The 26,983-nt window shown below is 68.7% G+C and carries 25 protein-coding genes; 15 read left to right on the forward strand and 10 right to left on the reverse strand.

All coding sequences use genetic code 11. From position 1 onward, the window contains the following. Nucleotides 1-40: 40 nt before the first annotated feature. Both ACFKCF_RS14855 and rpsF read right to left on the reverse strand, forming a co-directional pair. Nucleotides 41-604 (reverse strand): single-stranded DNA-binding protein, encoded by a 564-nt coding sequence (locus tag ACFKCF_RS14855; RefSeq protein ID WP_394493898.1) that lies wholly within the window; start codon nucleotides 602-604, stop codon nucleotides 41-43. Nucleotides 605-682: 78 nt separating this feature from the next. Then, nucleotides 683-973 (reverse strand): 30S ribosomal protein S6, encoded by a 291-nt coding sequence (gene rpsF / locus ACFKCF_RS14860; protein WP_026214314.1) that lies wholly within the window; start codon nucleotides 971-973, stop codon nucleotides 683-685. A 189-nt stretch (nucleotides 974-1,162) separates the two neighbouring features. On the opposite strand from rpsF, the gene ACFKCF_RS14865 reads away from it, so the two are divergent. Then, complete coding sequence (locus ACFKCF_RS14865; protein ID WP_394493900.1) at nucleotides 1,163-1,477, forward strand: hypothetical protein; 315 nt, start codon at nucleotides 1,163-1,165, stop codon at nucleotides 1,475-1,477. 47 nt (nucleotides 1,478-1,524) lie between these two features. Here the strand turns inward: ACFKCF_RS14865 and ACFKCF_RS14870 are convergent, their stop codons facing one another. Then, nucleotides 1,525-1,704, reverse strand: a complete 180-nt coding sequence (locus ACFKCF_RS14870) for a hypothetical protein (RefSeq protein ID WP_185069543.1) — start codon at nucleotides 1,702-1,704, stop codon at nucleotides 1,525-1,527. Between the two features lie 108 nt (nucleotides 1,705-1,812). Between ACFKCF_RS14870 and ACFKCF_RS14875 the strand changes: the two genes are divergently transcribed. Next, nucleotides 1,813-2,556 carry a deoxyribonuclease IV gene (locus ACFKCF_RS14875; protein WP_394493901.1) on the forward strand — a complete coding sequence of 248 codons (744 nt, stop codon included), beginning with the start codon at nucleotides 1,813-1,815 and terminating at the stop codon, nucleotides 2,554-2,556. Between the two features lie 63 nt (nucleotides 2,557-2,619). Here ACFKCF_RS14875 and ACFKCF_RS14880 read toward each other — a convergent pair whose 3' ends face one another. The 4 genes from ACFKCF_RS14880 to ACFKCF_RS14895 form a co-directional block, all read right to left on the reverse strand. Further along, complete coding sequence (locus tag ACFKCF_RS14880) at nucleotides 2,620-3,696, reverse strand: mannosyltransferase family protein (RefSeq protein ID WP_394493903.1); 1,077 nt, start codon at nucleotides 3,694-3,696, stop codon at nucleotides 2,620-2,622. Beyond that, nucleotides 3,693-5,015, reverse strand: coding sequence for a glycosyltransferase family 87 protein (locus ACFKCF_RS14885; protein ID WP_394493905.1), 1,323 nt, complete (start codon nucleotides 5,013-5,015; stop codon nucleotides 3,693-3,695). The genes ACFKCF_RS14880 and ACFKCF_RS14885 overlap by 4 nt, the downstream gene beginning before the upstream one ends. Further along, the gene (locus ACFKCF_RS14890) at nucleotides 5,012-7,396 is read right to left on the reverse strand and encodes a transglycosylase domain-containing protein (protein WP_394493907.1); all 2,385 of its coding nucleotides are present in this window, start codon (nucleotides 7,394-7,396) and stop codon (nucleotides 5,012-5,014) included. Before ACFKCF_RS14890 ends, ACFKCF_RS14885 begins: the two co-directional genes overlap by 4 nt. Nucleotides 7,397-7,809: 413 nt before the next feature. Then, nucleotides 7,810-8,196 (reverse strand): DUF5318 family protein, encoded by a 387-nt coding sequence (locus ACFKCF_RS14895; RefSeq protein ID WP_185069548.1) that lies wholly within the window; start codon nucleotides 8,194-8,196, stop codon nucleotides 7,810-7,812. A 134-nt stretch (nucleotides 8,197-8,330) separates the two neighbouring features. Between ACFKCF_RS14895 and ACFKCF_RS14900 the strand changes: the two genes are divergently transcribed. Both ACFKCF_RS14900 and ACFKCF_RS14905 read left to right on the forward strand, forming a co-directional pair. Further along, entirely contained in the window at nucleotides 8,331-8,921 is a 591-nt protein-coding gene (locus ACFKCF_RS14900; RefSeq protein ID WP_394493909.1) for a helix-turn-helix transcriptional regulator, read from the forward strand. A 13-nt stretch (nucleotides 8,922-8,934) separates the two neighbouring features. Continuing rightward, nucleotides 8,935-10,014, forward strand: coding sequence for an inositol-3-phosphate synthase (locus tag ACFKCF_RS14905; RefSeq protein ID WP_394493910.1), 1,080 nt, complete (start codon nucleotides 8,935-8,937; stop codon nucleotides 10,012-10,014). Between the two features lie 122 nt (nucleotides 10,015-10,136). Here ACFKCF_RS14905 and idi read toward each other — a convergent pair whose 3' ends face one another. Next, nucleotides 10,137-10,721 carry an isopentenyl-diphosphate Delta-isomerase gene (idi, locus tag ACFKCF_RS14910; RefSeq protein WP_394493911.1) on the reverse strand — a complete coding sequence of 195 codons (585 nt, stop codon included), beginning with the start codon at nucleotides 10,719-10,721 and terminating at the stop codon, nucleotides 10,137-10,139. A 106-nt stretch (nucleotides 10,722-10,827) separates the two neighbouring features. Here idi and ACFKCF_RS14915 point away from each other — a divergent pair, with 106 nt between their 5' ends. Beyond that, nucleotides 10,828-12,132: an MFS transporter gene (locus ACFKCF_RS14915; protein WP_394493913.1), complete on the forward strand. Its 1,305-nt coding sequence runs from the start codon at nucleotides 10,828-10,830 to the stop codon at nucleotides 12,130-12,132. On the opposite strand, the gene ACFKCF_RS14920 is transcribed toward ACFKCF_RS14915, so the two are convergent. Next, complete coding sequence (locus tag ACFKCF_RS14920) at nucleotides 12,083-13,483, reverse strand: CCA tRNA nucleotidyltransferase (protein WP_394493915.1); 1,401 nt, start codon at nucleotides 13,481-13,483, stop codon at nucleotides 12,083-12,085. The two genes, ACFKCF_RS14915 and ACFKCF_RS14920, sit on opposite strands and share 50 nt — an antisense overlap. 153 nt (nucleotides 13,484-13,636) lie before the next feature. Between ACFKCF_RS14920 and ACFKCF_RS14925 the strand changes: the two genes are divergently transcribed. From ACFKCF_RS14925 to trxA, 8 genes are all read left to right on the forward strand, one after another. After that, nucleotides 13,637-14,164: a YbaK/EbsC family protein gene (locus tag ACFKCF_RS14925; protein ID WP_394493917.1), complete on the forward strand. Its 528-nt coding sequence runs from the start codon at nucleotides 13,637-13,639 to the stop codon at nucleotides 14,162-14,164. Between the two features lie 50 nt (nucleotides 14,165-14,214). Continuing rightward, entirely contained in the window at nucleotides 14,215-16,341 is a 2,127-nt protein-coding gene (locus ACFKCF_RS14930; RefSeq protein ID WP_394493919.1) for a DUF6049 family protein, read from the forward strand. Beyond that, nucleotides 16,338-17,945: a murein biosynthesis integral membrane protein MurJ gene (gene murJ, locus ACFKCF_RS14935; RefSeq protein WP_394493920.1), complete on the forward strand. Its 1,608-nt coding sequence runs from the start codon at nucleotides 16,338-16,340 to the stop codon at nucleotides 17,943-17,945. Before ACFKCF_RS14930 ends, murJ begins: the two co-directional genes overlap by 4 nt. Nucleotides 17,946-18,111: 166 nt before the next feature. Further along, on the forward strand, nucleotides 18,112-19,623 hold the full coding sequence (locus ACFKCF_RS14940; protein WP_394493922.1) for a protein kinase family protein: 1,512 nt from the start codon (nucleotides 18,112-18,114) through the stop codon (nucleotides 19,621-19,623). Between the two features lie 15 nt (nucleotides 19,624-19,638). Further along, entirely contained in the window at nucleotides 19,639-20,274 is a 636-nt protein-coding gene (gene sigM, locus ACFKCF_RS14945; RefSeq protein WP_394493924.1) for an RNA polymerase sigma factor SigM, read from the forward strand. Then, complete coding sequence (locus ACFKCF_RS14950) at nucleotides 20,264-21,157, forward strand: anti-sigma factor family protein (RefSeq protein ID WP_394493925.1); 894 nt, start codon at nucleotides 20,264-20,266, stop codon at nucleotides 21,155-21,157. Before sigM ends, ACFKCF_RS14950 begins: the two co-directional genes overlap by 11 nt. Before the next feature lie 133 nt (nucleotides 21,158-21,290). Further along, nucleotides 21,291-22,223: a thioredoxin-disulfide reductase gene (gene trxB / locus ACFKCF_RS14955; RefSeq protein ID WP_394493927.1), complete on the forward strand. Its 933-nt coding sequence runs from the start codon at nucleotides 21,291-21,293 to the stop codon at nucleotides 22,221-22,223. Nucleotides 22,224-22,237: 14 nt separating this feature from the next. Beyond that, nucleotides 22,238-22,552, forward strand: a complete 315-nt coding sequence (gene trxA / locus ACFKCF_RS14960) for a thioredoxin (protein ID WP_394493928.1) — start codon at nucleotides 22,238-22,240, stop codon at nucleotides 22,550-22,552. 110 nt (nucleotides 22,553-22,662) lie between these two features. Here the strand turns inward: trxA and ACFKCF_RS14965 are convergent, their stop codons facing one another. Beyond that, nucleotides 22,663-23,280 carry a GNAT family N-acetyltransferase gene (locus ACFKCF_RS14965; protein WP_394493930.1) on the reverse strand — a complete coding sequence of 206 codons (618 nt, stop codon included), beginning with the start codon at nucleotides 23,278-23,280 and terminating at the stop codon, nucleotides 22,663-22,665. 155 nt (nucleotides 23,281-23,435) lie between these two features. Here ACFKCF_RS14965 and ACFKCF_RS14970 point away from each other — a divergent pair, with 155 nt between their 5' ends. Both ACFKCF_RS14970 and ACFKCF_RS14975 read left to right on the forward strand, forming a co-directional pair. Then, entirely contained in the window at nucleotides 23,436-24,782 is a 1,347-nt protein-coding gene (locus ACFKCF_RS14970) for a PLP-dependent aminotransferase family protein (protein WP_394493931.1), read from the forward strand. Between the two features lie 647 nt (nucleotides 24,783-25,429). Next, nucleotides 25,430-26,386 carry a D-alanine--D-alanine ligase gene (locus ACFKCF_RS14975; protein WP_394493933.1) on the forward strand — a complete coding sequence of 319 codons (957 nt, stop codon included), beginning with the start codon at nucleotides 25,430-25,432 and terminating at the stop codon, nucleotides 26,384-26,386. Nucleotides 26,387-26,983 lie beyond the last annotated feature (597 nt).

The following is a 26,983-nucleotide window of genomic DNA, read 5'->3' on the forward strand; positions in this document are numbered from 1 at the left end:
GCCTTCCGGGCGGGAATGGACTCGGGCTTGTGGACAGGTTTTAGAAAGGCGGTTCGTCGCTGAAGTCGCCGCCGCCGCCGAAGCCGCCGCCGCTCTGCTGGCCGCCGCCGAAGCCGCCGCCGCCACCACCGCCGCCGCCGCCGTAACCGCCGCCACCCTGGGGCGGGGCGGGCGAGGCAGAGGCCCACGGGTCGTCGGCCGGGCCGCCGAAGCCGCCGCCACCGCCGCCGCCCTGACGGGAGGTGCGGTTGACCTTGGCGGTGGCGTTACGCAGAGACGGGCCGACCTCGTCGACCTCGACCTCGTAAACGGTGCGCTTCTCGCCTTCCTTGGTCTCGTAGGACCGCTGCTTGAGCCGCCCCTGCACGATGACCCGCATGCCGCGCTGCAGGCTCTCGGCGGCGTTCTCCGCCGCCTGCCGCCACACGTTGCAGGTCAGGAAGAGGCTTTCGCCATCTTTCCACTCGTTGGTCTGACGATCCATGAACCGCGGAGTGGACGCGATGCGGAATCGAGCCACCGCTTGCCCCGTCGGGGTGAAGCGCAGCTCCGGGTCGTCGACCAGGTTGCCGACGATGGTGATTACGGTGTCGCCTGCTGCCATGGCTAGCGCTCGCCTTCCTGCACGCCTTCGCTTGGATTACGGCTCAGAGTACGGGGCTTCCCCGACAAAAACCGGGGGTCAGTGCACGTCGGGGCGCAGGACCTTGGTGCGCAGGATGCCCTCGTTGAGGTTCATCTGCCGGTCGAGCTCCTTGACCGTCGCGGGCTCCGCGGACAGGTCGATGACGGCGTAGATGCCTTCCGACTTCTTGTCGATGTCGTAGGCGAGACGGCGACGGCCCCAGACGTCGACCTTCTCCACGGTGCCGCCGTCGTTGCGGACCACGGTGAGGAACTGGTCGAGGGACGGCGCGACAGTGCGCTCATCGAGCGAAGGGTCCAGGATGACCATTACTTCGTAACGACGCATGCGGACTCCAACCTCCTCTGGACTCTTGCGGTCACGACACTCTGCCGTGACAGGAGGACGCTGACGTCTGTGCCCGGGCGCCCCTTTCGGCGCCCCGGGGCGATGGTTCATCCATCACAACGCAGCTTGCCCAGGTTACCAGCCGCGGGAAGGTGGGAAGGCCTTTAGGAAACCTAGGGGGTGGTGGCCGTGCCACATGTGCTTCAGCCCTCCCAGAGGGAGCGGTTCAGGCTCACACTCAACAGCGACGGGAATGCGCACCCGGTGGAGAACGCCCTGGCGGTGGCGGCGCTCGTTTGCGGTCTCGTCGCCTTCGTCTCGACATTCTGGGTCTCCGCGCATGCGATCTCCTCGTGGGCCGGCACGCTGGGCTTCGGGATCGGGCTGTATTCCCAGTACGTCTCGGCGACCACGCCGCAGCGTGCGCTCAACATCGTCGGCATCGTGGGGTCGTTCGTGGGAGCCGCGCTGGGCATCGCCCACGGGGGTTTCCTCCCTCACTGACCTGATCAGGAACGGCCCCGGCGCCCGGGGCCGTTCCGGCATGCCGTTCACCCGCCGATGTGCAGGTCTATACCGAGCAGGACCAGGAACCAGAGGAACACCGCGAGCAGCGCTTCCGCGAGGTCCCTGAGCAGTCCGGGGGTGATGTAGTGGTACACCCAGCCCACGTAGATCCCGATCACCACGTAAACCAATAAGATCAGCGCTCGCCAGCGCCAGCGTGCCATATCGTTTCTCCTCGATTAGGGGGCGCATGGCGACTTCCCGAGCGCGCGTCCGGCAAACCGATCGATCCCGCGGCTGTGGCCTTACTCTCCGGCGTAAGCTCGGGAGCTATGGTGCGCATCGGAGCTCATGTCGATCAGGACGATCCCGCCGCCCACGCCGAGGCGGTCGGGGCCGAGGTGGTGCAGTTCTTCCTCGGCGACCCGCAGGGATACGACAAGCCGGTGCTGCCCGCCAAACCGGTCGAGGGCGTCGACATCTACATCCACGCCCCTTACCTGGTCAACGTCGCCACCACTAACAACCGCATCAGAATCCCCAGCCGCAAGCTGCTGGAGCAGCACCTCAAGGCCGCCGCCGGGCTCGGCGCCAAGGGCCTGATCGTGCACGGCGGCCACGTCAACAAGAACGACGATCCGCAGACCGGCTTCGACAACTGGCGCAAGGTGTTCGAGCGCATGGAGTGCCCCATCCCCGTGCTGATCGAGAACACCGCGGGCGGCGGCAACGCGATGGCGCGCAAGCTCGAGCGCATCGCCCGGCTGTGGGACGCGCTCGACGGGTTCGACGTGGGCTTCTGCCTCGACACCTGCCACGCCCACGCGGGCGGCGAGGAGCTCGTCGACCTGGTCGAGAGGGTCAGGGCCATCACCGGCCGGATCGACCTCGTCCACTGCAACGACTCGCGCGACGACTTCGACTCCGGCGCCGACCGCCACGCCAACCTGGGCAAGGGGAAGATCGACCCCGAGCTGATCCTGGCGGTCTGCCGCGCGGCCGACGCGCCGATCGTGGTGGAGACGCCCGCCGACGGTCAGGCGGACGACATCGCGTTCCTGCGCAAGAACCTCTAGGAAATACACACAGCCTGTGGATAACTTCCCTGGATTACCAAGACGAAGAAGTGGGTAGAAAAATCAGCCCGCCCATGCGCCACTCAGGAAACGCTCCGCGTTGAGCAGCATGAGCGGCCCGAAGATCAGGGCGTACACGACCATCACCCACGGCCTCCTGGTCGCGACCTTCGCGACCAGGATCCACAGAGGGAACCACAGCAGCAGCGAGCGCGGGATCGACAGGTAGTACGCGGAGGTCATCAGTGCCGCCGCCTGCAGCCCCGTGTAGACGAGTTCGCTCCACCGGCGCAGCGCGAGCAGCCAGATCAGCACCCCCAACGCCACGACCGCCCCGATGATCTCCATCCGGAAGGCCACCGCGAAGTCGTCGGAGCCCATGGCCGAGCGCCAGGTCGTCTTCCACGCCTCCCACGGCCAGGCGAAGTCCCGCCCCCACCCGGCCTCCTGCGCGTGCTTCCACGCCAGCCAGTCGCCCGACCTGCTGTAGTGGTAGTACGAGTACGCCACCAGCGGCACGAACGGCACGGCCAGCCACCCCGCCTGTCGCATGCGCTCCCGGATCGGCTCGCGCCGGGTGACGAACTCCACGACGAGCGCGATCGCGAGGAACAGCCCCGTGATCCGCACGCACGAGGCGCCCGCGGCGAGCGACGCCGCCAAGGACCATTGCCCCTGCCTGGCGGCCAGCCAGGCCGGGATCGCGAAGGCCAGGAAGAGGGACTCGCTGTAGCCCGCCGCCAGGAACACCGCCATCGGGTAGAGCAGCAGCGCCAGCACCGCCATCCAGCCGGAGGCGCCTTCGAGCTCGGCCAGCCGGGCCAGTGCCACCATCGCCACCGCCCCGGCGGCGAGCGAGACCAGCAGCCCGGCCGCCGACCAGTCCGGCACGACGAGGTGCAGCACCCGCAGCAGCATCGGAAAGCCGGGGAAGAACGCGGGCAACCCGTCGTCCACGGGCTTGCCGGGCTCGCCGTCGTAGCCGTACTGGGCGATGGTGATGAACAGCCCGGAGTCCCACTTGCGCCACTTGTCGGCGTACGCGCCGAGGGCCGTCCCCAGCAGCGTCACCACCAGCAGCCCCGCCCGCGAGCCGAACCAGAGCAGCAGCGCGTCCCGGTCGGCCGAGCGAGTGATCATCGAACGGCTGGTGTCAGCGTGAACCGGTCGCGGGCGTCGTCGAAGACGCCGCCACCCTGGTCATCGACGTCGGCCTGGCGCACCACGTCCTTGTCGGGACGGAGGATGTCCCGCACCACGAACGCCATCATGATCCCGATGGTGATGACCCGCCCCCAGACGGCGGTGAAGTACGTGTCGTCACCGATGCCCAGGTCGTTCCTGCTGAACGGCGCTTGCGCGACCAGGTAGAGCCAGATGGCGACGAAGTACCAGATCTCGGCGAGCTGCCACAGCACCAGCGGCTTCCAGTTGGGCCTGGCCAGCACGGCGAACGGCACGAGCCAGAGCACGAACTGCGGCGACCACACCTTGTTCGTCATCATGAACGCGGCCAGCGCCAGGAAGCAGATCTGCGCCAGCCTGGGCCGCCGCGGCGCGGCCAGCGCGAGCACGGCGATTCCCAGGCACAGGATGGCCAGGGACGCCATGCCCAGCTTGCTGACGTCGCCGTCGCCCAGGACGGGCCAGCCCTTGCTCTGGAAGAACAGCCACGGCGAGCCCCAGTCGACCCCGCGTTCCTGCGAGAAGACGTAGAACCTGCGCCATCCCTCCCACGCGAAGATCATGAACGGCGCGTTGACCACGATCCACGCGCCGGCCGTGGAGCCCAGGGTGACCAGGAACGGCCGCCATCGCGCGGTGCGCAGCGTGAGCAGGAACAGCGCCCCCAGGAACATCAGCGGATAGAACTTGGTCGCGATGGCCAGCCCCAGCAGCACCCCGGCCAGCACCTGCCGGCGCCGCGCCCAGGCCAGCAGCATGCCCATCGACAGCGCGCCGGCGACCAGGTCCCAGTTGATGTACGCGGCCAGCACGACGGCGGGCGAGATGGCGTACCAGAGCGCGTCCCACCGCCGCGTGGGCCCGGCCACCGCGGCCATCAGCAGGACGCCGACGACCAGGCAGATGCCGAGCAGGATGACCGTCAGGTCGTAGAACCTGACCGCCTGCGCGCCCACGTCAGCTCCGACCGCCCTGGCGAACCAGCTGATCACCTGCATGACCTCGCCCAGCACGACCGGGTATTCGACCTGCTTGTCGAACGGCACGGCGGCGAAGTAGGGGTTCTGGGTCGACAGCGCCCTGTCGAAGTACAGGGGGTAGATGTCGGTGTAGCAGAAGTTGGTGTACGTCGTGACCTGGTCGTTCCAGCCGCCGGTGCGGCAGGGCAGGCGCACGACGTACGCGAGGGTCGCCCCCAGGGCCGCGATCAGCCCCAGGGGAAGGTACGGAACGGCACGCGCCACGAAGGGGACGCGTACCTCCGTGCTGGTCACCGGTCCTCAGGTCTGGACATCGGCGACCAGCCCGAAGGCCTCGGATCGGGCGCCCGGCCGCCGCCGACCCCGTCGACGTCCGCGGTCTGCGGGACACCCTGGTCACCGGTGTCGTTGCCGTCGCTGCCCGGGTCGTCGATGGTGACGTCGTCGTCGGGGGTGGCGTTGTCGTCACACGAGTTGACGAGGCAGTCCTGGTCGCCCTGGTCGTCGAAGGGGTTGTCCCCGCTGTCGAACGGGTTGTCGGGGGTCTTCGACGGCTTGGGCTCGGGGCTCGGCACGATGTTCTCGGGCAACCCCACATCGGCCTTCTGCGGGAACTGCTCGACCGGCAGGCCCTCGTGAGCCGCCAGCATGAACCTCTGCCACGTGAGCGTGGGCGCGTCAGCACCCTCGAAGCCCAGGCCCACCTCGAACGGCGTGCTGTAGGGGTTCTGGGCGTTGTACTTCGTGCTCTTCCTGTTGCGGGGCGTCACCGGGCAGGTGCGGTTCGCATTGGGCGTGACGACCTTGCCCGTCTTCGTCTTGCACTGCTCGCGGTAGAAGCCGACGGCGGCGGAGATCTGCGGCGTGTAGCCGACGAACCAGGCGCCGTTCTCGTCGTTGTTCGTGCCGGTCTTGCCGGCGGCCGGCCGGTTGCCCAGGCCCTTGCCCCGCGCGGTGCCGCTCCGCAGCACCGCCTCCATGGCGACCGTGGCGTCGGCGGCGACACCGGCGTCGATGACCCGCTTGGAGGCCAGCTGCTCGCCGTAGACGACCTGCTTGCCGAGCTTGACCTCCTGCACCACGTGGTACTTGGTGTACTTGCCGGCGTTGGCGAAGATGGAGTAGCCGGCGGCCTGCTCGACCGGTGTCACCAGGGCGCTGCCGATGGCGAACTGGTAGTGGTGCTTGTCGACGTCGTCTTCCATACGCTGCTGGTTGAACCCGGCCGCCTCGACGAGGTTCTTCACGTCGTCGATCTTGCCGGGCAGCGCGTACGCCATCGACACGTACGCCGTGTTGACCGAATCCGCCGTGGCCTTGATCACATCGACGGACGCGCCGACATTGTGGCTGTTCTTGAAGCCGCCCCTCGCCTGGCCCGGCAGCACCTTCGGCACCGTCTCGTTGCCCGGCACATAGCTCTTCAGCGAGTAGCCGGCCTGCAGCCAGGCCGCCAGCACGTACGGCTTGAACGCGGACGCGGCCTGCTTCTTGGCGTCGAAGGGCTCGTTGAACGGGTCCGTGACGTAGTTGCTTCCGCCGTAGAACGCCAGGACGCGGCCGTTCTTCGGGTCCACCGCGGCCAGGCCCGCGTGGTACTCCCTGGTCATGCTGTCCGTCGTGCTCTTCACCGCGGTCTCGGCGGCCTTCATGAGCTTCTTGTCGAAGGTGGAGACGATGTGGTAGCCGCCGCTCCTGACCGCGTCGGGGGTGAGGCCGCGGCGCTCCTTCAGCTCCTGGAGGACCTGCGTCACCATGTAGCCCCTGAGACCGCCGAGCTCGTTGCTGTCGCTGTCCTTGCGGAGCTTGGGGAACTTGGCGGTCTGCGGCAGCTTGCCGTATCTGTCCGGCCACTGCTCGGCCATGTACTGGATGACGGTCTTCCAGCGGGCCTTGAGCTCGGGAGCGTCAGGCTCCCAGTTGGGCTGCTGGATGCGCGCTGCGAGGTAGGCGCCCTGCTCGGGCGTCAGCTTGGCGGCGGTGGCCTTCTCGTCGAAGTACGCCTGCGCGGCGGCCTGGACGCCGTAGGCCTTGCCGAAGTTGACGGTGTTCAGGTAGGTCTTCAGGATGTCGTCCTTGGACAAGGTCTCGTCGAGCTTGACCGCGACGAAGATCTCCATGACCTTGCGCTTGATGGACACTTCCTGGCTGAGGCCGTCGTAGTAGTTACGGGCCATCTGCTGGGTGATCGTCGAGGCGCCCTGCAGCTGCTGGCCGGTCGCCGTCATCCAGACGGAGCGGAACATGCCGGAGATCGAGATGCCGGAGTCCTCGTAGAACGTCTTGTTCTCGATGGCCACCGCGGCGTCCCGGACGCTCTGGGACATCTTGGAGATGTCATCGAGGATCTCGCGCTTCGTGCCGAGCTTGGCGATCTCGGTCTTGCCGTCCCGGTAGTAGATGGTGCTCTGCTGCGCGAGCGCGTCGGACTTGGCCTGGTCGGCGGTCGGCACCGGCGTGTTGGCGTACGCGACCATGATCATGCCGAAGAGGCCGGCCGCGAGCACCACGAACCCGGCCACGAGGATCTTCCAGCTCGGCACGAACCTGCGCCAGCCGCCCTTGCCGCCGCCGCCCTTCTTGGTCGGCGGCCCGGGAGGCTCGGGCGGCCCGCCGTCGCCCCTCCTGCGCGAGCGCCGCGGCGCGTCGCTGACGATCGTCTCCTGATTGCTCATCCCCCGGGCCTCCTGCCGGGCGCGCGTGCGCGGCCCCGGCTGGTCACCGCGCGTAGGCGGTCCGTCGCCACGCATGGGAGGTCCGTCGCCGCGCGTGGGCGGTCCGTCGCCACGCATGGGAGGGCCGTCACCGCGTCTGGGAGGCTCGTCGTACGGCTGCGCGGCCATGGCGCCGGTCTGCTCGTAAGCGGCTTCCGGACGACGCTGCGGCTGCGGCGACTGCGGCGGACCACCCCAGTTCGACTCACCGGTTTGGGGAGGAGAACCCTGGGGCACAGAACGGGATGAGCTGGAGCGACGGCGCCTTCCCGGGCGGGCCGTCCCCTCATTCATGCTGTTACTCACACGTCCTCGCATCGTCGTCGGAAACATAAACGGCGGTTGGGCGTGAGGTTTCTCGCCGCCCTCGGTCTTCACACTTGGCTGACGAGGTCAGGCGGTCCGTTTCCGAGGACGTATGAAACCGTCAGGTGGTTCCAGGAACAACCTTGGCAGACCTCGACAACGTACACGCGGAACTCATCGTAATCATGAGCCATTGCGACGAGTTCCGATGTGACCTTTGCCTGTCCGGCATGCCTACCGAGCGAATCGCCGTAGACGTAGGTCACATTGGTGACGTTCTCCCTTTCGCATACCGGGCAGAGGCGTTCGGTCGGCTCGCCGAAGTGGCGCGCCGCGCGAAGGAGGTAGGGCTGTGCGTCACATACGTCGCCCCGAGAGGTGCGCCCCATGCGCAGGGAGCGGACCACCGCCCGTTTCGCAAGGCCGTAATCCACCACCCTTCGCTGTGACCACATGAGCGCCAGACTACGGCGTTTTGCGGCTCCGTCCCAACGACTTGGCAGATTCACAGATTGCCGCCATATAGCGAGCCGACGTATCCTAAGGATGTATCGGCTCGATACATCGACGCGAGAGGGGGCGGGTTCCGATGGCCGGCGGACAGGGCAGGGTCTTGGAACTGGCCGTGCTCGGGTCGCTGCACGAGACGCCACTACACGGCTATGAGCTGCGCAAACGGCTCAACGCCCTGCTGGGGATGTTCCGCGCGTTCTCCTACGGGTCGCTGTACCCCTGTCTGCGATCACTCCTGGCTCAGGGCCTCATCGCGGAGGAGCAACCCGCTCCCACCACGATCGTCGGCGGCAGATCGAAGATCGTTTACAAGCTGACGGCCGAGGGCAAGGAACGGCTACAGGACATGCTGACGCAGGCCGGCCCCTCCGCTTGGGAGGACGAGAGCTTCGGCGTGCACTTCGCGTTCTTCCGCCACACCGAGGCGGAAGTGCGGCTGCGCATTCTCGAAGGCCGCCGTAGCCGGCTGGAGGAGCGACTCGACGCGGTGCGCACGGCTCTGGCGCGCACCAGGGAGCGCCTCGACAGTTACACGCTCGAGCTGCAGCGGCATGGGCTCGAGTCGGTCGAGCGCGAGGTGCGCTGGCTCAACGAGCTGATCGCGACAGAGCGTCGGGCCTCCTCGGAAGAGGGGCCCGCAAGAGATACCACGTCAACTGATGAGTAAGGGAGCGAGTGCGATGGGTTCGGTTCGCGTGGCCATTGTCGGTGTCGGAAACTGCGCGTCGTCGCTGGTCCAGGGCGTTCACTACTACAAGGACGCCGACCCGGACATTCGGGTACCGGGCCTCATGCACGTGAAGTTCGGCGATTATCACGTCGGTGACGTCGAGTTCGTCGCCGCGTTCGACGTCGACGCCAAGAAGGTCGGTCGCGACCTGTCGGAGGCGATCGTCGCCAGCGAGAACAACACGATCAAGATCTGTGACGTGCCGCCCACGGGGGTGACCGTCCAGCGCGGCCACACCTTCGACGGGCTGGGTGAGTTCTACCGGGAGATCATCGAGGAGTCCGACGAGACGCCCGTCGATGTCGTCCAGGTGCTCCGTGACAACCAGGTCGACGTCCTGGTCTCCTACCTGCCGGTGGGCTCGGAGGACGCCGACCGCTTCTACGCCCAGTGCGCCATCGACGCCGGCGTGGCGTTCGTGAACGCGCTGCCCGTCTTCATCGCCTCCGACCCGGTGTGGGCGGAGAAGTTCACCGAGGCCGGCGTGCCGATCGTCGGCGACGACATCAAGTCGCAGGTCGGCGCCACCATCACGCACCGCGTGCTGGCCAAGCTGTTCGAGGACCGCGGGGTGGAGCTGCTGCGCACGTACCAGCTCAACTTCGGCGGCAACATGGACTTCATGAACATGCTGGAGCGCAAGCGGCTCCAGTCCAAGAAGATCTCGAAGACGCAGTCGGTCACCTCGCAGATCCCGCACGAGATGGGCAAGGCCGACGTGCACATCGGGCCGTCGGACCACGTGCCGTGGCTGGACGACCGGAAGTGGGCCTACGTGCGGCTCGAGGGCCGCTCGTTCGGCGACACGCCGCTCAACCTCGAGTACAAGCTGGAGGTCTGGGACTCGCCGAACTCGGCGGGGATCATCATCGACGCGGTACGGGCCGCCAAGATCGCCCTCGACCGCGGGATCGGGGGGCCGATCCTGTCGGCGTCCTCGTACTTCATGAAGTCGCCGCCGAAGCAGTTCTCCGACGACGAGGCCCGGGACTACGTCGAGAAGTTCATCCGGGGCGAGGTCGAGCGCTGACCCCCTGACCGGCGCCGCCGCACCCGTGCCCACGGGTGCGGCGCCGTGCCGTCTTCAGGTGCCCTGCGTCTTCAGGTGCCCTGCGTTTTCAGGTGCCGTCCGGTCTGCGGGCGCCGGGCCGGCTACGGGCGGGCGGCCGGGGGCAGCTCGGCGGGCGAGGCGGGATGCCAGGTCAGCGGGTCGGCCCCGAGGTCGGCCAGCAGCGGCACCTGCTCCTGGCACCAGGGCGAGACAGCCACCAGCCCGTTGCGCACTCCCTCGGCGAACTCCTTCCACGGCATCCACATCGTCTCCCCCACCTCGGCGGGGTTGGGGACGACCGGCGAGGTCACGGTGACGCGGTAGACCGGGCAGAGCTCGTGCTCGACGATCCCGTTGGCCATGACGGCGCGGTAGGAGAAGGCCGGCAGCATGAGGTCGACGCGGTCCACCGTGAGCCCCAGCTCGTAGGAGAGCCGGCGCTCGACAGCGCGGTCCACCGGCTCGCCCGGCAGCGGGTGGCCGCAGCAGCTGTTGGTCCAGACCCCCGGCCACGTGAGCTTGCTGTCCGCTCTCCTGGTCAGCAGCACCCGGCCTTCGTGGTCGAAGACATAGCTGGAGAACGCCAGGTGAAGAGGTGTCTCGCGACCGTGCACCACCAGCTTGGGCGCTGTGCCGAGTGCGTGGCCGTCGCGGTCGACCAGCACAACGTGTTCCTCAGTCGTCACGCTATGAAGCGTACGAGACAGAGTGACCGTTCGGAACCCACGGCCCACCTGCCGCATCCCGGCTCTCGCGCATCCTAGGCGATGGGGGGAGGGCTAGGCTGGCCGCGTGTCATTTGTGGCCGACCTACGCGTGGTTCTGCGGGGCGATGATTTCCGGCGGTTGTTCGCCACCCGGCTGGTCTCCCAGTTCTCCGACGGGATCTTCCAGTTCGGGGTGGCCGGGTTCGCCTTCTTCAGCCCCGAGAGCCAGACGACGGCGCTCGCGGTGGCCGCCGGGCTGGCCGTGCTGCTGCTGCCGTACAGCGTGCTCGGGCCCTTCGTGGGCGTGTTCATCGACCGCTGGTCACGGCGGCAGATCCTGGTGGTCGCGCCGATCGTGCGCGGCGCGCTCCTGCTGGTCGCGGCGGCGCTGGTCGCCGCCGACGTGCCGGACCCGGTGTTCTACGGGGCGGCGCTGGCCGTGCTGGGCGTCAACAGGTTCTTCCTGGCCGCGCTCGGCGCCTCGCTGCCGCACGTGGTGCCGGCCGACCGGCTGATGGCCGCCAACGCGGTCGTCCCCACGTCGGGCACCGTGGTGACGTTCGTGGGCGTCGGGCTCGGTTATCTGCTGCGCAGGGTGTTCGGCGCCGAGGACCACGGCGTGGCGCTGCTCCTGGTCGTCTCGGGCGTGGTGTTCGGCCTGAGCGCGCTGGTCGCGCGGACGATGGACCGCGACCTGCTCGGCCCGGAGTCCGACCCGAGCCGGCCGCAGGCGCGCGAGGCCCTGCGCAACGTGGTCGGCGGCCTCGCGGACGGCGCCAAGCACCTGGTCAGCCACCGCGTCGCGGCCTCCACCATGGGCGCGATGGCCGCGCACCGCTTCTTCTACGGCATAGCCACCGCGCTCGGCATCATCCTCTACCGCTACTACTTCTACAACGGCGACGCTGACGCCGCGCTGGGCGGGGTCAGCCTGGTCGTGGCGACCTCCGGCGTCGGCTACGCCATCGCCGTGGTCATCACCCCGTACGCCACCGAGCGGTTCACGATCGAGCGCTGGGTGCCGATCGCGCTGACCACGGCCGGGCTGCTGACGGCGGCGTTCGTGCTGCCGTTCCAGGAGTGGGGGCTGCCGGTGGCGGGGTTCGTGCTGGGCGTGGCCGGGCAGAGCGTCAAGATCTGCGCCGACACCACGGTCCAGCGCGACGTCGAGGACATCTACCTGGGCCGGGCGTTCTCGATCTACGACATGCTCTTCAACGGCATGTACGTCCTCGCCGCGGCCCTGTCGGCGGCCATCCTGCCCGCCGACGGCAAGTCCTACACGGCCGTCGTGATCGTCGCGGTCGGCTATCCCCTGGCCGCGCTGGCCTACCGGATGATCACACGCCCGCGTCGTTCGACCTCGCCCACTCCAACAACGCCTCGGTAGCCGCTTCCTTGCCGATCACGCCCTTGTCGAGCCTGATCTCGAGCAGGAACTTGTATGCCCGCCCCACCACCGGCCCCGGCCCGATGCCGAGGACCCGCTGGATCTCGTTGCCGTCGAGCTCGGGGCGGATCTTGGCCAGCTCCTCCTCGTCGGCGAGCCTGGCGATGCGCTCCTCGAGCTGGTCGTAGGTCCGCGACAGCGCCGCCGCCTTGCGCTTGTTGCGCGTGGTGCAGTCGGCCCTGGTCAGCTTGTGGAGCCGGTCCAGCAGGTGGCCGGCGTCGCGCACGTAGCGGCGTACGGCGCTGTCGGTCCACTCCCCCGTGCCGTAACCGTGGAAGCGCAGGTGCAGCTCCACCAGCCGCGCCACGTCCGACACCACGTCCTTGGGGAACTTCAGCTCCGCCATCCGCTTCTTGGTCATCTGCGCGCCGACCACCTCGTGGTGGTGGAACGACACCCGCCCGCCCGACTCGTGGCGGCGCGTCTTCGGCTTGCCGATGTCGTGCATGAGCGCGGCCCAGCGCAGGATCCGGTCGGCCTTGCCGTCCTCCTCCTGTGCGATGGCCTGGTCGAGCACGGTCAGCGTGTGCTCGTAGACGTCCTTGTGCCGGTGGTGCTCGTCGATCTCCAGGCGCAGCTTGGGCAGCTCGGGCAGCACGTGCGCGGCCAGCCCGGTCTCGACCAGCAGCCGCAGGCCCTCGCGCGGGTTGGCGCCGCAGACGAGCTTGTCGAGCTCCTCGCGGATGCGCTCGGCCGAGACGATCTCGATGCGTTCGGCCATCGCGGTCATCGCCGCCATGGCCCCCTCGTCCACGTCGAACCCGAGCTGCGAGGCGAACCTGGCGGCCCGCAGCATGCGCAGCGGGTCGTCGCCGAAGGACCGCTCGGGGGTGCCCGGCGTGCGCAGCACCCTGGCCTTCAGATCGTCGAGCCCGCCGTACGGGTCGACGAACTCGTGGCCGGGCAGCCGCACCGCCATCGCGTTGACCGCGAAGTCACGCCGTTCGAGGTCCTCGTCGAGCGTCTCGCCGTACATGACCTCGGGCTTGCGCGACTTCGGGTCGTACGACTCGCTCCGGTACGTCGTGATCTCGATCAGCCAGCTGCCCTTGCGCAGGCCCACCGTGCCGAAGTCGATGCCGATGGTCCACACGGAGTCGGCCCAGTCCCTGACCAGCTCCAGCACCCGCTCGGGGCGGGCGTCGGTGGTCAGGTCGAGGTCGTTGCCGATGCGGCCGAGCAGCAGATCGCGTACGGGGCCGCCGACGAGGGCCAGCTCGTGGCCCTGCGCCGCGAACAGGCGGCCGAGCTCGTCGGCCACCGGGGCGATCTTGCGGAACAGGTCCGTCATGGCCCGCCGTTGGCTGTCAGTCAGAGTTGAGTCGGACAAGCGGGTAGGTCCTTCTGGGAGCATTCCGGAACATATCCCCCGAGCCACACCAGGTCCGGGTTACCGTCGGTCCAAGGACCGTCGGGGGCCAGGGAACGAGGCAAGGAGGACTATATGAAGGACGCCCTCGCGATCCACCGCTGGCTCCTCGCCCACCAGGTCCATCATGAGATCGTACGCCTTCCGCGTCCAATGACTTGCGCGGAAGATCTGCCTGAGGCGGTCTCCGCGGCGCCGAGCAGGTGCCTGATGGTCACGGTGCTCGAGGTCGCCACGAGGGTCGGCCGCGAGGTCGTCATCGCGGTCACCACCCCCGTGTCGGCGCCGCCACCGGTGGGAGCCGTCGGCGGAGTGCTGGGCGTACGCCGGGTGCGACCGGCCCCGGTCCACGTGGTCAACTCGGCCACCGACTACGCGAGCGGGCTGGTGTGCCCGCTGCTCCTGCCCGAGCCGCTGCCCAAGTTCATCGACGACCGGCTGCCGGCCGACTTCCTGGCCGACGACGGGCCGGTCTTCACCCCGACCGGCGAACGGCATACCGCCCTGACCCTGCGCGCACTCGACCTGATGGCACTCCTGCCAGGCAAGATGGTCGACCTCAGGGCGAAAGGATCACGTGAGGCGGTCGCGCGGCGGCACTGAGCCCGTACCATTGCGGGCGTGCGTCGTCGTACTCCAGCTCGGGCATTCGCGTGATCCGTAAGGCCACGCTGCTCGCCGCGCTGCTCGCCCTCACCGTGGTGGCGACCGCGCCCGGCGCGGCTGCCACGAAGTCCGCGAAGGCGAGCAGGCAGACCCTGACCGTGTCGATCACGTCGATCTCGCGTCAGGTGCCGACCGCGCAGACCGATGTGATCAAGTTCACCGGCACGCTCCGCAACGACAGCGGCGCGCCGCAGAACGGCCTGCGCGTTCGCCTGCGCTACACGCCGCAGAAGTTCGCCGACCGCATCAACATGGCCGCCTACCAGAACGACCAGAACCCCGCGACGCTGCCGGGCATCGGCTCCCAGAGCTCGTTCATGGACGTCCCGGCGCTGGCCGCCGGCGCCCAGGCGCGATGGGAGTTCACCGCCACGCCCGTGCAGCTCGGCTACCGCTCGTTCGGGGTCTACCCGGTGGCCGTGGAGGTGCTCCAGAACGGCCTGCAGGTCATGACGCAGCGCACGTACCTCACCTACGCGCCGCCCACGGTGCCGAAGGTGCCGCGCAACAAGCTGGCCATCGCCCTGCCCGTCATCGACCAGCCGCACCGCGGGACCGACGTCGACCCCAAGACCCGCGAGCCGCTGTTCGTGGACGACAAGCTGAGCCAGTCGATCACCGGCAAGGGCCGGCTGGCCGACCTGGCGCGCATCGCGCAGTCCGCGCCCAAGAGCGTCACCTGGTTCGTCGAGCCCTCGCTGCTCGACGACCTCGACGCGATGAAGAACAAGTACCTGGTCAAGGTCAAGAAGGACGAGACGCAGGAGAAGCCCGCCAATCCCGAGGCCGCGAACTGGCTGACGACCATGCGTACCGCGCTGGCCGCCTCTCCCGTGGTCGCGGTCCCGTACGCCGATCCCGACGTGGCCGCGCTCGCGCACCAGGGGCTGGACACGCAGCCCGGCCGGGCGATCGAGCTGGGCAGGCAGAAGGCCGCCGCGCTGCTCCAGCGCGAGGTCAAGACCAACATCAACTGGCCGCCCGCGGGCATGCTCGACGCCGACGCGCTCGACCTGCTCTCGGTCAGCAAGGACAAGGTCGACACGGTCCTGCTCAACTCCACCAACCTGCCGCCGCAGCCGCCCGTGCCGTTCACGCCCGACGCCGCCGGCACCCTCGACTCGGTGAGCGGGCCCGTCACCGCGCTGGTCGCCGACGCCGAGCTGAGCAAGCTCTTCGAGCCGGCGGCGCCCACGTCCGTACTGCTCAGCACGCAGCGTTTCATCGCCGAGACCGCCATGATCGCCGCGGAGGCCGGCCAGACCTCGCCCAGGTCCATCGTCATCGCCCCGTCGCGCCGGTGGGACCCCAACCCCACGCTCGTCAACGCGCTGATGAAGACCGCGAACAAGCTGCCGTGGCTGCAGCTGACGGCGCTGGAGTCGATCAAGCCGACCAAGCTGTCGGTCCCCCGAGCCGGGCTGACCTACACCGACCAGGACCGCAAGGAAGAGCTGACCGCGAAATACCTCGACCCGGTCAAGGACGTCGCGTCGAAGGCGCAGCTCACCTCACTGATCACGCAGGCGAAGACGCCGTCGAGCTTCGACGCGGCGGTCCTCCGGCTGACCTCCTCGGCCTGGCGCAACAGCACCCGCGCGGGCCGCGCGGTGACCAAGCTGGTCAGCGCGGCGGTGACGGAGCAGACCGAGAAGATCGAGATCACCGGGTCGGGCCCCAACCGGACGCGCACGCTGGCGGGCAACAGCGGCAAGGTCCCGATCAGCGTCAAGAACGAGCTGGGCGTGCCGATCGCTCTCTACATCGACGTCACGTCCAACAACCCCGAGCTGCTGCAGGTCGACTTCCCGCAGGACGAGCCGATGACGATCGGCCCCCGGCAGAGCGGCATGGTCCAGGTACAGATGAACGCCGCCCCCGGCACCAGCGGCGACGCGACGGTGACCGTGCAGCTCAAGACCTCCGACAACCAGCCGTACGGCAAGCCCCAGCGGCTGACCATCCGCACCACCGGCTACACCGGGATCGCCTCGGTGATCGTGGGCGCCGCCCTGACCGTGATGCTCGCCGCTGTGGTGATGCGAGTGCTGCGGCGCAGGTCGGAGCGGAAGCTCGCGCACGCGGCCAAGACCCGGGAGAATGAGATCGTATGAGCCGCATGCTTCGGGCCAGCGCCATCATGGCGGCGGGCACGATGGTGTCCAGGGTCACGGGGTTCGTGCGGACCATGGTGCTGGCCTACGCCATCGGCACGAGAGCGCTGGGCGACGCCTACAACGCGGCGTACGCGATCCCGTACAGCATCCTCGACCTGCTGCTGCTCGGCGTGCTGAGCAGCGTCGTGGTGCCGATGATCGTCCGGGCCCAGCAGCACGACGCCGACGGCGGCCGGGCGTACGAGCAGCGGCTGCTGACGATCTCCGCGGCGGCGCTGGTCGTGGTCGCGGTGGTGGCGGTGTTCGGCGCGCCGCTGCTGATCGACCTCTACACCGACTGGGCGCCGGGCAGCCCCAAGTTCGAGGTCGCGGTCATGCTGGCCCGCTTCATCCTGCCGCAGCTCGCCTTCTTCGGCGTGGGCGCGGTGGCGGGCGCCATCCTCAACACCCGCGACCGCTACGGCGCGCCCATGTGGGCTCCGGTGGTCAACAATCTGGTCGTCATCTGCGTGTTCCTGGCGTACGCCATGATCGGCGGCGAGCGCGACCAGATCGAGCAGATCAGCACCGGCGAGATGGCGCTGCTCGGCCTGGGCACCACGGCGGGCATCGTGGCCCAGGCGGCCATCCTGATCGTGGCGCTCAAGCGGGTCGGGTTCGACTTCGTGCCCCGGTTCGACGTGCGCAACGCGCGGCTGGGCGAGATGGCCAGGGCGGGCATCTGGACGATCGGCTACGTGATCGTCACCCAGCTCGGCTTCATGCTGACCACCAACCTGGCCAGCGCGGCCGGCGACGAGGTCGAGGGGCACGGCATCAGCCCGTACACGCTGGCGTTCCAGCTCTTCCAGCTTCCGTACGGCGTCATCGGCGTCTCGGTGATCACCGCGATGCTGCCCAGGATGAGCCGGGCCGTCGGCGAGGGGCGCTTCCACGACGTGCGCAGCGAGTTCGGCTCGAGCGTACGGCTGATCTGCTCGCTGATGGTGCCGGTGTCGCTGCTGCTCATGGTGCTCGGACCGGCGATCACCGTACCCATCTACGGCCACGGCGCCAACAGCGTCGCGGACGCCGTCTACATCGGCAACGTGCTGCAGGTCTACGGGCTCGCGCTGGTGCCGTTCGCACTGTTCCAGCTGTTGCTGCGGGTCTTCTACAGCTTCGGCGACACCCGCACGCCGGTCTTCGTCGGCGCCGCCACCACGGCGGCCAACGCGGCGCTCATGTTGGTGTTCAACGCGTTGCTGCCGGCCCGGTACCTGGTGATGGGGCTGGCGCTCGCGTACGCCATCGCGTACGCGCTGGGCGCGGTCGGGGCCTGGATACTGGCCAGCCGCCGTGTCAGAGGGCTGGGTGGCTGGACGATCGGCATGGCACTGACCAGGATGTACCTGGCGGCCCTGCCCACCGCTGTGGTGGCGCTCGCGGCGGTTTGGGTAGTCACGGGGGTGTTCGCCGGGCTAGGGTTCGTCAACTCGCTGATCGTGCTCGCGGTCGGTGGGGGCCTCGGGTTGCTGCTCTATCTAGGCGTCGCGCACAGAATGCGCATCCCCGAGGTCAATTCCATCGTTGGGATGGTCGCTGGGCGGGTAGGCCGGTAAAGAACGCGGGCCGAATCCACTCGGCACTACCATGGAGCCCGACACGCGCGAATGGAAGCAGGAGGGGCGTGGGCGGATCCACCCGGCATAGCGTGCCTTCGTGGGACACCACCACGCAGGTGAGTCGAGTCATGAACACGCCCGATCGGCCAAGCGGAGTGAACCTGTGAGCACGTCGGCCGTCGAACCCGGCACCCGTCTGGCCGAGCGCTTCCGGCTCGAGGACCGCGTCAGCGAGTCCGACGGAGCCACGCTCTGGAAGGCCATCGATGAGATCCTGGCGCGTCCCGTGGCCGTCCACACCTTCGGGCCCGACTTCCCCCGTGTCCACGAGGTGGTCACGGCCGCCCGCGCGGCGAGCAGGCTGACCGACCCGCGCCTGACGCAGGTGTTCGACGCCGCGGAGGACGACAAGGCCGCCTACGTCGTCAGCGAGTGGGTCACCGGCGAGTCGCTGACCGACCTGCTCGCCTCCGGCCCGCTGGAGCCCGAACGCGCCGCGGGGCTGGTGGCCGAGGCTGCCGAGGCGCTCGCGCACGCCCACGAGGCGCAGCTCTACCACCTGTGCCTGCGCCCCTCCCACCTGGTGTGGACGACGGGCAACACGGTCAAGGTGCTCGGCGTGGCCGTCGACGCGGCGCTGTCCGGGCTCACCACCGACCAGCCGGCGCTCGACGACGCCGAGGGGCTGGGCCGGCTGCTGTACGCCGGGCTGACCGGCCACTGGCCGGGCGACGAGGAAGAGGGCGGCCTGCCCGCGGCCCCCATGACCGACGGTCACTTCTGCACGCCCCGCCAGGTCACCGCCGGCGTGCCGAGCTACCTCGACACGGTGACCGTGCGCGCGTGCCTGCCCGAGTCCCGCAGGGGCCAGGGCGCGCTGGCCAGCCCGTCCGACGTGGCCGAGGCGCTGTCCGGCGTGGCCAGGCCCATGCCGATCCCGATCGCCTACCCCTCGACCCCCGCGGTGGCCTCCGCCTCCCACACCGAGGGCCTGGATCTCGTCCACCGCCAGCAGCTCACCATCCCGCCGAGCCCGCCCCCACCGCCGCGCCGCCCCTCGGGCGGCGGCAGCACGCTCAACCGCGTGCTGATGACGCTGGTCGTGCTGCTCGTCATCGCGGCCGTCGGCGTCGGCGCGTGGACGATCGGGCGCAGCCTGGGCAGCCCGACCAAGCCCGAGGCGTCCGGCTCCAGCCCCAGCACCTCCACGTCCGCCTCGGCCGAGGCCCAGGCCGTCAAGCCGAAGAAGGCCCAGGGCTTCGACCCGCTCGGCGACAACAACGAGAAGCCCGAGCTGGCCGAGCTGGCCATCGACGGCAAGCCCGGCACCCTGTGGAAGACGGAGCGCTACACCAGCGCCGACCTGGGCAACCTCAAGAAGGGCGTCGGCCTGCTGCTCGACATGGGCAAGTCCATGCAGATCAGCGACGTGGTCGCTACGCTGTCCGATGCTGCCGGCGCGACCGTCGAGCTCAAGGTGGGCGACTCGCCCGATCTTTCCTCGCTGAAGACGGTGGCGACCGAGAAGAACGCCGCAGGTAAGACCACTCTTACCCCTGATCAGCCGGCAACTGGACAGTACGTTTTGATCTGGTTTACCCGGGTTCCGATGGATGGGGGCGAGTTTCATGGCACCATCTATGAGGTAGTGGTGCACTCTCCCGGATCGGCATAACCAGGAATCCCTCTTGTGAACTCCCCACCCGAGACACCCTCAGCAGCGGAGCGGCCGGCGGTCACAGACGCCGAGCTGCTGACCGCGCACATCAACGGGGATCCACACGCCTTCAGCGAAATCGTCAAACGGCACCGCGACCGCATGTGGGCGGTCGCCCTGCGTACGCTCGGTGACCCCGACGAGGCCGCCGACGCCGTGCAGGATGCCTTCGTCTCCGCATATCGCAAGGCCTCTACGTTTCGCGGCGAGGCGGCCGTCACGACCTGGCTCCACCGGATCGTGGTCAACGCCTGCCTCGACAGGATGCGCCGTAAATCGGTCAGGCCCGTCGCCGACGACGAGCTGATCGAGGCCGCTGAGCGCGAGACCCCCCTGCCCGACCAGACCGTCGAACGCGAAGTCTCCATGGAGGTTTCGGCCGCGTTGAAACTCCTGCCCAGCGACCAGCGGGCGGCTCTCGTCCTCGTCGACATGATGGGTTATTCGGTCGAAGACGCAGCTCAGGTGCTCCAAGTGCCGAGCGGCACGGTCAAGAGCCGGTGCGCTCGAGGGCGCGCGAAACTTGCCCCAATTCTTTCCCATCTGCGGAACCGATCGGACCTCAATCGCGTCTCATCCGCGAAGGGAGCAGAACTTCGTGACGGGTGATACGCACTACGATCTGGAAATCCTGGCCGAGCTGGCCGAGGGTCTCCTAGACGTCGACACGGCGCGCCGGGTCCGCGAGCATCTCGCGGTCTGCGACCCATGCGGGGAGCTACTGGCAGACCTGGCGGCGGTTCGCGAGGTGCTCGCGGCGACCCCCACACCGGCCATGCCGATGGGTGTCGCACTGCGCATCGACAAGGCCCTGGCCGCCGAGGCGGAGTCCCGGCGGGGAGGTGTCGGCCTCGTGGAGGCGCCCGACTGGGACGAGCTCATGCGGGACGCCCCGTGGGAACGACCGGTCGAGGTGGCCGCTGAGGCGGCGCCCGAGCCGGTACGCCTGGGGGTCGTCTCCGACGACGGCACGATCGTCCCGGCCAAGCCCTCTCGCAGACGCCGATGGGCGATGCCCGCGATCGCGGCCGCGGCTGCGGTCGCCGTGGTGGGCACCGCGGTGGCCTCGACCGGCCTGCTGGCGAGCGGCGGAGGTGGCGGCGTCGAGGTGATGGCCGGTGGCGTCACCGAGACCTCCACGGTCCCCTCGACCCCGGCCAAGGTCCCCACGATGGCCAGGTCCTACGGACTGACCGACAGCGGCCACAACTACAGCGACCAGGACCTGCGCCAGCCGCTCGAAGGCATGTTCGGCTTCCAGCGCATGGTGCAGGGCGGCTCCGACGACGACGGCAAGGTCGACAAGTGCGTGAAGCGGGTCTCGAGCCGCTCCAGGCTGCCGGCGTACCAGGTCGACCAGGGCCAGTACAACGGACAGGAGGCCCTCATCGTGGCCTCGTGGAAGGACAAGGCCAGCCAGCGGCTGCGCATCGACATCGTCGACCCGTTCAACTGCAAGAACCTGCGTAAGCCCACCCTGGGCCGCTGGTAAGAGACCTACGCGTCAGAGCCCGCCTCGGCGGGCTCTTTCGCTTTGTGTGAGCGTTGTGTGTAGGGCAGGGGAATCAGGGCGGCCTAGGATCTGTTGACGCCGGTGCAACAGCAGACGAGGAAGGCGTGGAGCGTTGAGCGACGTTCGTAACGTGATCATTATTGGATCCGGCCCAGCTGGCTACACCGCGGCCGTCTACTCCGCGCGCGCCGAGCTCAAGCCGCTGGTCTTCGAGGGCTCCGTGACAGCCGGCGGTGCACTCATGAACACCACCGACGTGGAGAACTTCCCGGGTTTCCCCGACGGCATCATGGGCCCCGACCTCATGGACAACCTGCGCAAGCAGGCCGAGCGGTTCGGCGCCGAGCTGGTCACCGACGACGTGATCGAGGTTGACCTGGAGGCGAACCCCAAGGTCGTCAAGACCCACACCGACACCTACTACGCCAAGTCGGTCATCCTGGCGATGGGCTCCGGCTACCGCGAGCTCGGCCTGGAGAACGAGAAGCGCCTGTCCGGGCATGGCGTGTCCTGGTGTGCGACCTGTGACGGCTTCTTCTTCCGCAACAAGGACATCGTGGTCGTCGGCGGCGGCGACACGGCGATGGAGGAGGCCACGTTCCTCACCAGGTTCGGCCGCATGGTGACGGTGGTGCACCGCCGCGACGAGCTGCGCGCCAGCAAGATCATGCAGGAGCGGGCGCTGGCGAACGACAAGATCCGCTTCGTCTGGGACTCCGAGGTCGTCGACGTGCTCGGCGACTCCCGCGTCGAGGCCGTGCGGCTGCGTAACGTCAAGACCGGCGAGGAATGTGAGCTGGCCACCGACGCGTTGTTCATCGCGATCGGTCACGACCCGCGGACCGACCTGGTCAAGGGGCAGATCGACCTCGACGAGGACGGCTACGTCAAGGTGGCCTCGCCGTCCACGGCGACCAACATCGACGGCGTGTTCGCCGCGGGGGACGTTGTCGACCACACCTACCGTCAGGCCATCACCGCTGCCGGCACCGGCTGCTCGGCCTCGCTCGACTCCGAGCGCTGGCTGGCGAACAACGAGAAGTGAGTAAGGAGCGCACCGTGAAGGCTGTCACCGACGCCTCTTTCGAAGCCGACGTCCTCAAGAGCGACAAGCCCGTGCTGGTCGATTTCTGGGCCGAGTGGTGCGGGCCGTGCCGTCAGGTCGCCCCCATCCTGCAGGAGATCGCCAACGAGCACGGCGACAAGCTGGAGATCGTCAAGCTCAACATTGACGAGAACCCCGACGTTCCGCGCCAGTACGGTGTGCTCCAGATCCCGACGATGAACGTCTACAAGAACGGCGAGGTCGTGAAGCAGATCATCGGCGCCAAGCCGAAGGCCATGCTGCTGCGCGAGCTCGACGGCATCATCTAGCCCGCTCTCCCGCGGCGCGCGCCCGGCCCCCCGCCTCTGGCGGGGGGCTTTCCGCGTTCTCCTGGTCCTGTACGGGCCCGTGCGGCCGCTTGTACGGCCCTGTGCGGTCGTCAGACGGGACGTAGCGCCCGTTCCGGACTCATGGAGCCCAGGAGCCGCTCCAAGGCCACCTCGACGTCCTCACGCCACGAAACGGCGGTCTTGAGCTCCAGCCGGAGCCGCGGAAAACGCAAATGTGGACGAACCGTCTTAAACCCAACAGAAAGGAAGTATTCCGCCGGTACCACGCAACTAGGCTCTTCCCACTTGAGGTCGCCAAAAGCTTCAATGGCTTTCACGCCGCGCCTGGTCAGGTCTTTGGCCACGCCCTGGATCAGCATCCGCCCCAGCCCGCCACCCGAGAACTCCGGAATGATGTGCGCGGTCATCAGCAGCACGGCGTCGGCACTGACCGGCGAGGTGGGGAAGGCCACGGACCGGGGGCTGTAGAGCGGCGGGCTGTAGAGCACGAACCCGGCAGGCACCCCGTCGACATAGGCGATTTTCCCGCAACTGCCCCACTCGAGCAGCGTGCCGGAGATCCAGGCCTCCTTCTCCAGCCCCGGATCCCCCGACCGGACCGCCCGCTCCCCGCTCATGGGGTCAAGCTCCCAGAACACGCACCGCCTGCAGCGATGGGGCAGATCTTCAAGATTGTCCAGGGTTATGTTGACCAGCCGGCGCGACAACTACGGCCCCCTGTCGTTGACCCGGAAAAGCGCGCGAAAACCGCGTCCACAGGTGGCATCGTAGCCCAGTGAAGATACCGCCAGCCGACACCACGACGGTCGAGCCCGTCACGGGCGACATGTCCGGTTAGCGTAATCTGGTATTTCAGTCCGATATGACACCTAGGAGGTGGGCCGTGACAGGAGAGCTGGATCACGGTCAGACACCCGCGACCCAAGGGTCGCGCATCGACGCTTACGTCGATCGGTACGCCGCGCGAGCTACCGGGATGGTCGCCTCCGAGATCCGAGCTCTTTTCGCCGTCGCGTCGAGGCCCGAGGTGGTCTCGCTCGCGGGCGGCATGCCGTACGTCACGGCTCTTCCCCTCGACATGGTCGGCGAGCTGGTCTCCGACCTCGTCACCAAGCGCGGCCCCGTCGCGCTGCAGTACGGTTCCGGCCAGGGTGACCCGCACCTGCGTGAGCAGATCTGCGAGGTCATGCGGCTGGAGGGAATCCACGCCGGGGCGGACGACGTGGTCGTCACCGTCGGTTCGCAACAGGCCCTCGACCTGATCACCCGGATCTTCATCGACCCGGGCGACGTGGTGCTCGCCGAGGGGCCCTCGTACGTGGGCGCGCTGGGTACGTTCGCCGCCTATCAGGCCAAGGTCGTGCACATCGCCATGGACGATCAGGGCATCGTGCCCGAGTCCCTGGCCCAGACCATCTACGCACTGGAGACGGCCGGGGCGCCCATCAAGTTCCTCTACACGATCCCGACCTTCCACAACCCGGGCGGCGTCACCCTGAACATCGCCCGGCGGCAGCAGGTGCTCGACATCTGCCAGCAGGCCGGGGTGCTGATCATCGAGGACAACCCGTACGGACTGCTCGGCTTCGACGGGGAGCCCATGCGCGCCCTGCGGGCCGACAACCCGGACGGCGTGGTCTACCTGGGGTCGTTCTCCAAGACGCTCGCCCCCGGCTTCCGCGTCGGCTGGGCGCTGGCCCCGCACGCCATCCGCGACAAGCTCGTGCTGGCCATGGAGTCGGCCGTGCTGTCGCACTCCTCGTTCACCCAGCTCGCCGTGGGCCAGTACCTCACCACGCAGCCATGGCGGGAGCAGATCAAAACGTTCAGGGAGCTCTACCGCGAGCGTCGCGACGCGCTCCTGGACGCGCTCGAATCCCTGATGCCGCCCGAGGTCACCTGGACCCGACCCGCGGGCGGCTTCTTCGTGTGGGCGACCCTTCCCGAGGGGCTCGACTCGAAGGCCATCCTGCCGCGGGCGGTGGCCGAGCGGGTGGCGTTCGTACCGGGGACCGGGTTCTTCTCGGACGGGAGCGGGGCGCGGCACATGCGGCTCTCGTACTGCTTCCCTGAGCCTGACCGGATCCGGGAGGGCGTGCGGCGGCTGGCCGGGGTGATCGAGCAGGAGATGCAGCTGAGGGACACGTTCGGCACCAGCTCGGCCCGCGACCACCAGGGCGTCGACACCCCCGGCCCCGACCTGGCCTGACCACCGTTTCCACCGGGGTCGACGCCACCGAGGCCAAACCGCCATCTCCAACCGGGGCCGACCCCACCCAGGCCTGATCGCCATCGCAAACGGGGGCGGCCCCGACGAGGCTTGACCACCATCGCCACCAGGGGCCGTCCCCGCCCTGACCACCATCACCACCGAGGGCCGGCGCTGCCTTACCGCTCCGCCGGCCCCCTCCGCATGCCAGCGAGCCCTCTCACCAAGGCTCAGCCTCCACCCAGCCAATCCAACACCGGCGGGCGCTGCCTTACCGCTCCACCAGCCCCACCCGCATGCCAGCGAGTCTTCTCCGCCAAGGCCGGCACTCCACCCAGCCAATCCACTATCGCCACCACCGGCTGGCCCCACCTCGCCTCTCCCGCCAGCCCCATTTCACCCCGCTGAGCTCCCTCTCGACTCAGCCATCCCCTGCCCCACCCATTCGCCCTCTTCAGGCCCAGCCATCCAATATCCCCGCCCGCCCTCTCTCCGGACACGCCCCATCGCTGGACACTCGACCCCCAGCAAAGCGCCACGCCAGGCGCAGCATCAGCCGGGCGCGCCAAGTGCTGGTGGCGTGCCGGGCCTCGGCAGCTTGGCGGTACGGTTGGACAGCGGCGCGTGCGATCAGCGGAGGAGATGTGATGAGCGATCTGGGCCACGTGCTCGTGCTGGCCGGAGGTCTCTCCTATGAGCGAGAGGTGTCCCTGCGCTCCGGTCGCCGAGTCAGCGAGGTGCTGCGTGCGGCGGGCATCGACGTGGAGGCCCGCGACACCGACGCGTCCCTCGTGCCCTCCATCCTCGCGGACCCGCCGGACGCGGTCTTCGTGACTCTCCATGGCGGCGCGGGCGAGGACGGCGCGATCCGTTCCGTCCTCGAGCTTCTCAACGTCCCGTACGTGGGCGCCGACCCGGACGCGTGCCGCGTGGCCTTCGACAAGCCCACGGCCAAGGCCGTAGTGCGCTCGGTCGGGCTGCAGACGCCGCAGTCAGTCACGCTGCCGAAGGAGACGTTCCACGACCTCGGCGCCACGGTGGTGCTGGGGCGCATCATCGAGCGCCTCGGCCTGCCTCTCTTCGTCAAGCCGGCCCGGGGCGGCTCGGCGCTGGGCGCCTCGATCGTCCGCACGGCGGAAGAACTCCCCGCCGCGATGGTCGGCTGCTTCGCGTATGGCGACACGGCACTGATCGAGCGGTACGTGGACGGGGTGGAGGTGGCCGTCTCCGTCGTGGACCTCGGCAACGGCCCGGAGGCCCTGCCGGCCGTGGAGATCGTCCCCGACGAGGGCGTCTACGACTACGCGGCTCGCTACACGGCCGGACACACCGAGTTCTTCGCTCCTGCCCGTCTCTCCGCCCAGGCGGCTGCGGCGTGCGCCGAGACGGCGGTGACCGCCCACACGGCTCTCGGCCTCCGCGACATCTCCCGTACGGACCTGATCGTCGACGCCGACGGCACCCCGCACTTCCTGGAAGTCAACGTGGCCCCAGGAATGACGGAGACCTCGCTCCTCCCGATGGCCGCCGAAGCCGCCGGCCAGGACCTGGGCGACCTCTGCCGCACGCTTCTCCAAAACGCCGCCACCCGCGCCCACACCTGACCCACCTTTACCTCCGCCGTGGGGAATGCCTGGGCGGACCGCCACCCGCGCCCACACCTGACCCACCCTTCCCTAGGGCCGACTCGTCAGCGCGCGCCTGCCCCGAACCCCCCAGGCGCGCCCTCCTACCGGCAACTGCGCCTCCCGAACTCCCAGGCTTGCCCTCCCACTGGCAACAGCACCCCCGGAACTCCCAGGCGCGCCGTTTCCCCACGAGCGCGCCATCGTCCAGCACCATGGTCAACTCGGAAATCAACTCGAGCCCACGCCTGACCGGCAACACAGCCTTCCGAAAGCCGACGCCGAAGACCGCTCGGAAGCGAGCCCGCAACGGCAAGCCAACCTGAGGCCGAGCGACCACCAGCACGACAACCCCGGCAGCCGCCTCAGAGACGAGCACTCAGCAGCACGGCCAGCCCACACGCAAGCACCCGCCAGCACACTGCCTAGAACGAGCGGTAATCCACCACAGCCGCCATCCACCACCCCGGCCAACCCGGACGCGGGCGACCGCCAGCACGACCACCCCGGAACGAACGGACAGCACCACAGCCGACGCAGAGACGACATCCACCACCCCGGCCAACCCGGACGTGA

This window comes from Nonomuraea sp. JJY05 (genome assembly GCF_043496855.1).
Classification (GTDB): Bacteria; Actinomycetota; Actinomycetes; order Streptosporangiales; family Streptosporangiaceae; genus Nonomuraea.

What these genes read in the sequence shown, in the direction of transcription:
- ACFKCF_RS14855 (WP_394493898.1), bottom strand. Translation starts at nt 604, where the DNA reads ATGGCAGCAGGCGACACCGTAATCACCATCGTCGGCAACCTGGTCGAC.
- rpsF (WP_026214314.1), bottom strand. Translation starts at nt 973, where the DNA reads ATGCGTCGTTACGAAGTAATGGTCATCCTGGACCCTTCGCTCGATGAG.
- ACFKCF_RS14870 (WP_185069543.1), bottom strand. Translation starts at nt 1,704, where the DNA reads ATGGCACGCTGGCGCTGGCGAGCGCTGATCTTATTGGTTTACGTGGTG.
- ACFKCF_RS14875 (WP_394493901.1), top strand. Translation starts at nt 1,813, where the DNA reads ATGGTGCGCATCGGAGCTCATGTCGATCAGGACGATCCCGCCGCCCAC.
- ACFKCF_RS14880 (WP_394493903.1), bottom strand. Translation starts at nt 3,696, where the DNA reads ATGATCACTCGCTCGGCCGACCGGGACGCGCTGCTGCTCTGGTTCGGC.
- ACFKCF_RS14890 (WP_394493907.1), bottom strand. Translation starts at nt 7,396, where the DNA reads ATGAGCAATCAGGAGACGATCGTCAGCGACGCGCCGCGGCGCTCGCGC.
- ACFKCF_RS14895 (WP_185069548.1), bottom strand. Translation starts at nt 8,196, where the DNA reads ATGTGGTCACAGCGAAGGGTGGTGGATTACGGCCTTGCGAAACGGGCG.
- ACFKCF_RS14900 (WP_394493909.1), top strand. Translation starts at nt 8,331, where the DNA reads ATGGCCGGCGGACAGGGCAGGGTCTTGGAACTGGCCGTGCTCGGGTCG.
- ACFKCF_RS14905 (WP_394493910.1), top strand. Translation starts at nt 8,935, where the DNA reads ATGGGTTCGGTTCGCGTGGCCATTGTCGGTGTCGGAAACTGCGCGTCG.
- ACFKCF_RS14920 (WP_394493915.1), bottom strand. Translation starts at nt 13,483, where the DNA reads ATGACGGACCTGTTCCGCAAGATCGCCCCGGTGGCCGACGAGCTCGGC.
- ACFKCF_RS14925 (WP_394493917.1), top strand. Translation starts at nt 13,637, where the DNA reads ATGAAGGACGCCCTCGCGATCCACCGCTGGCTCCTCGCCCACCAGGTC.
- murJ (WP_394493920.1), top strand. Translation starts at nt 16,338, where the DNA reads ATGAGCCGCATGCTTCGGGCCAGCGCCATCATGGCGGCGGGCACGATG.
- ACFKCF_RS14970 (WP_394493931.1), top strand. Translation starts at nt 23,436, where the DNA reads ATGACACCTAGGAGGTGGGCCGTGACAGGAGAGCTGGATCACGGTCAG.
- ACFKCF_RS14975 (WP_394493933.1), top strand. Translation starts at nt 25,430, where the DNA reads ATGAGCGATCTGGGCCACGTGCTCGTGCTGGCCGGAGGTCTCTCCTAT.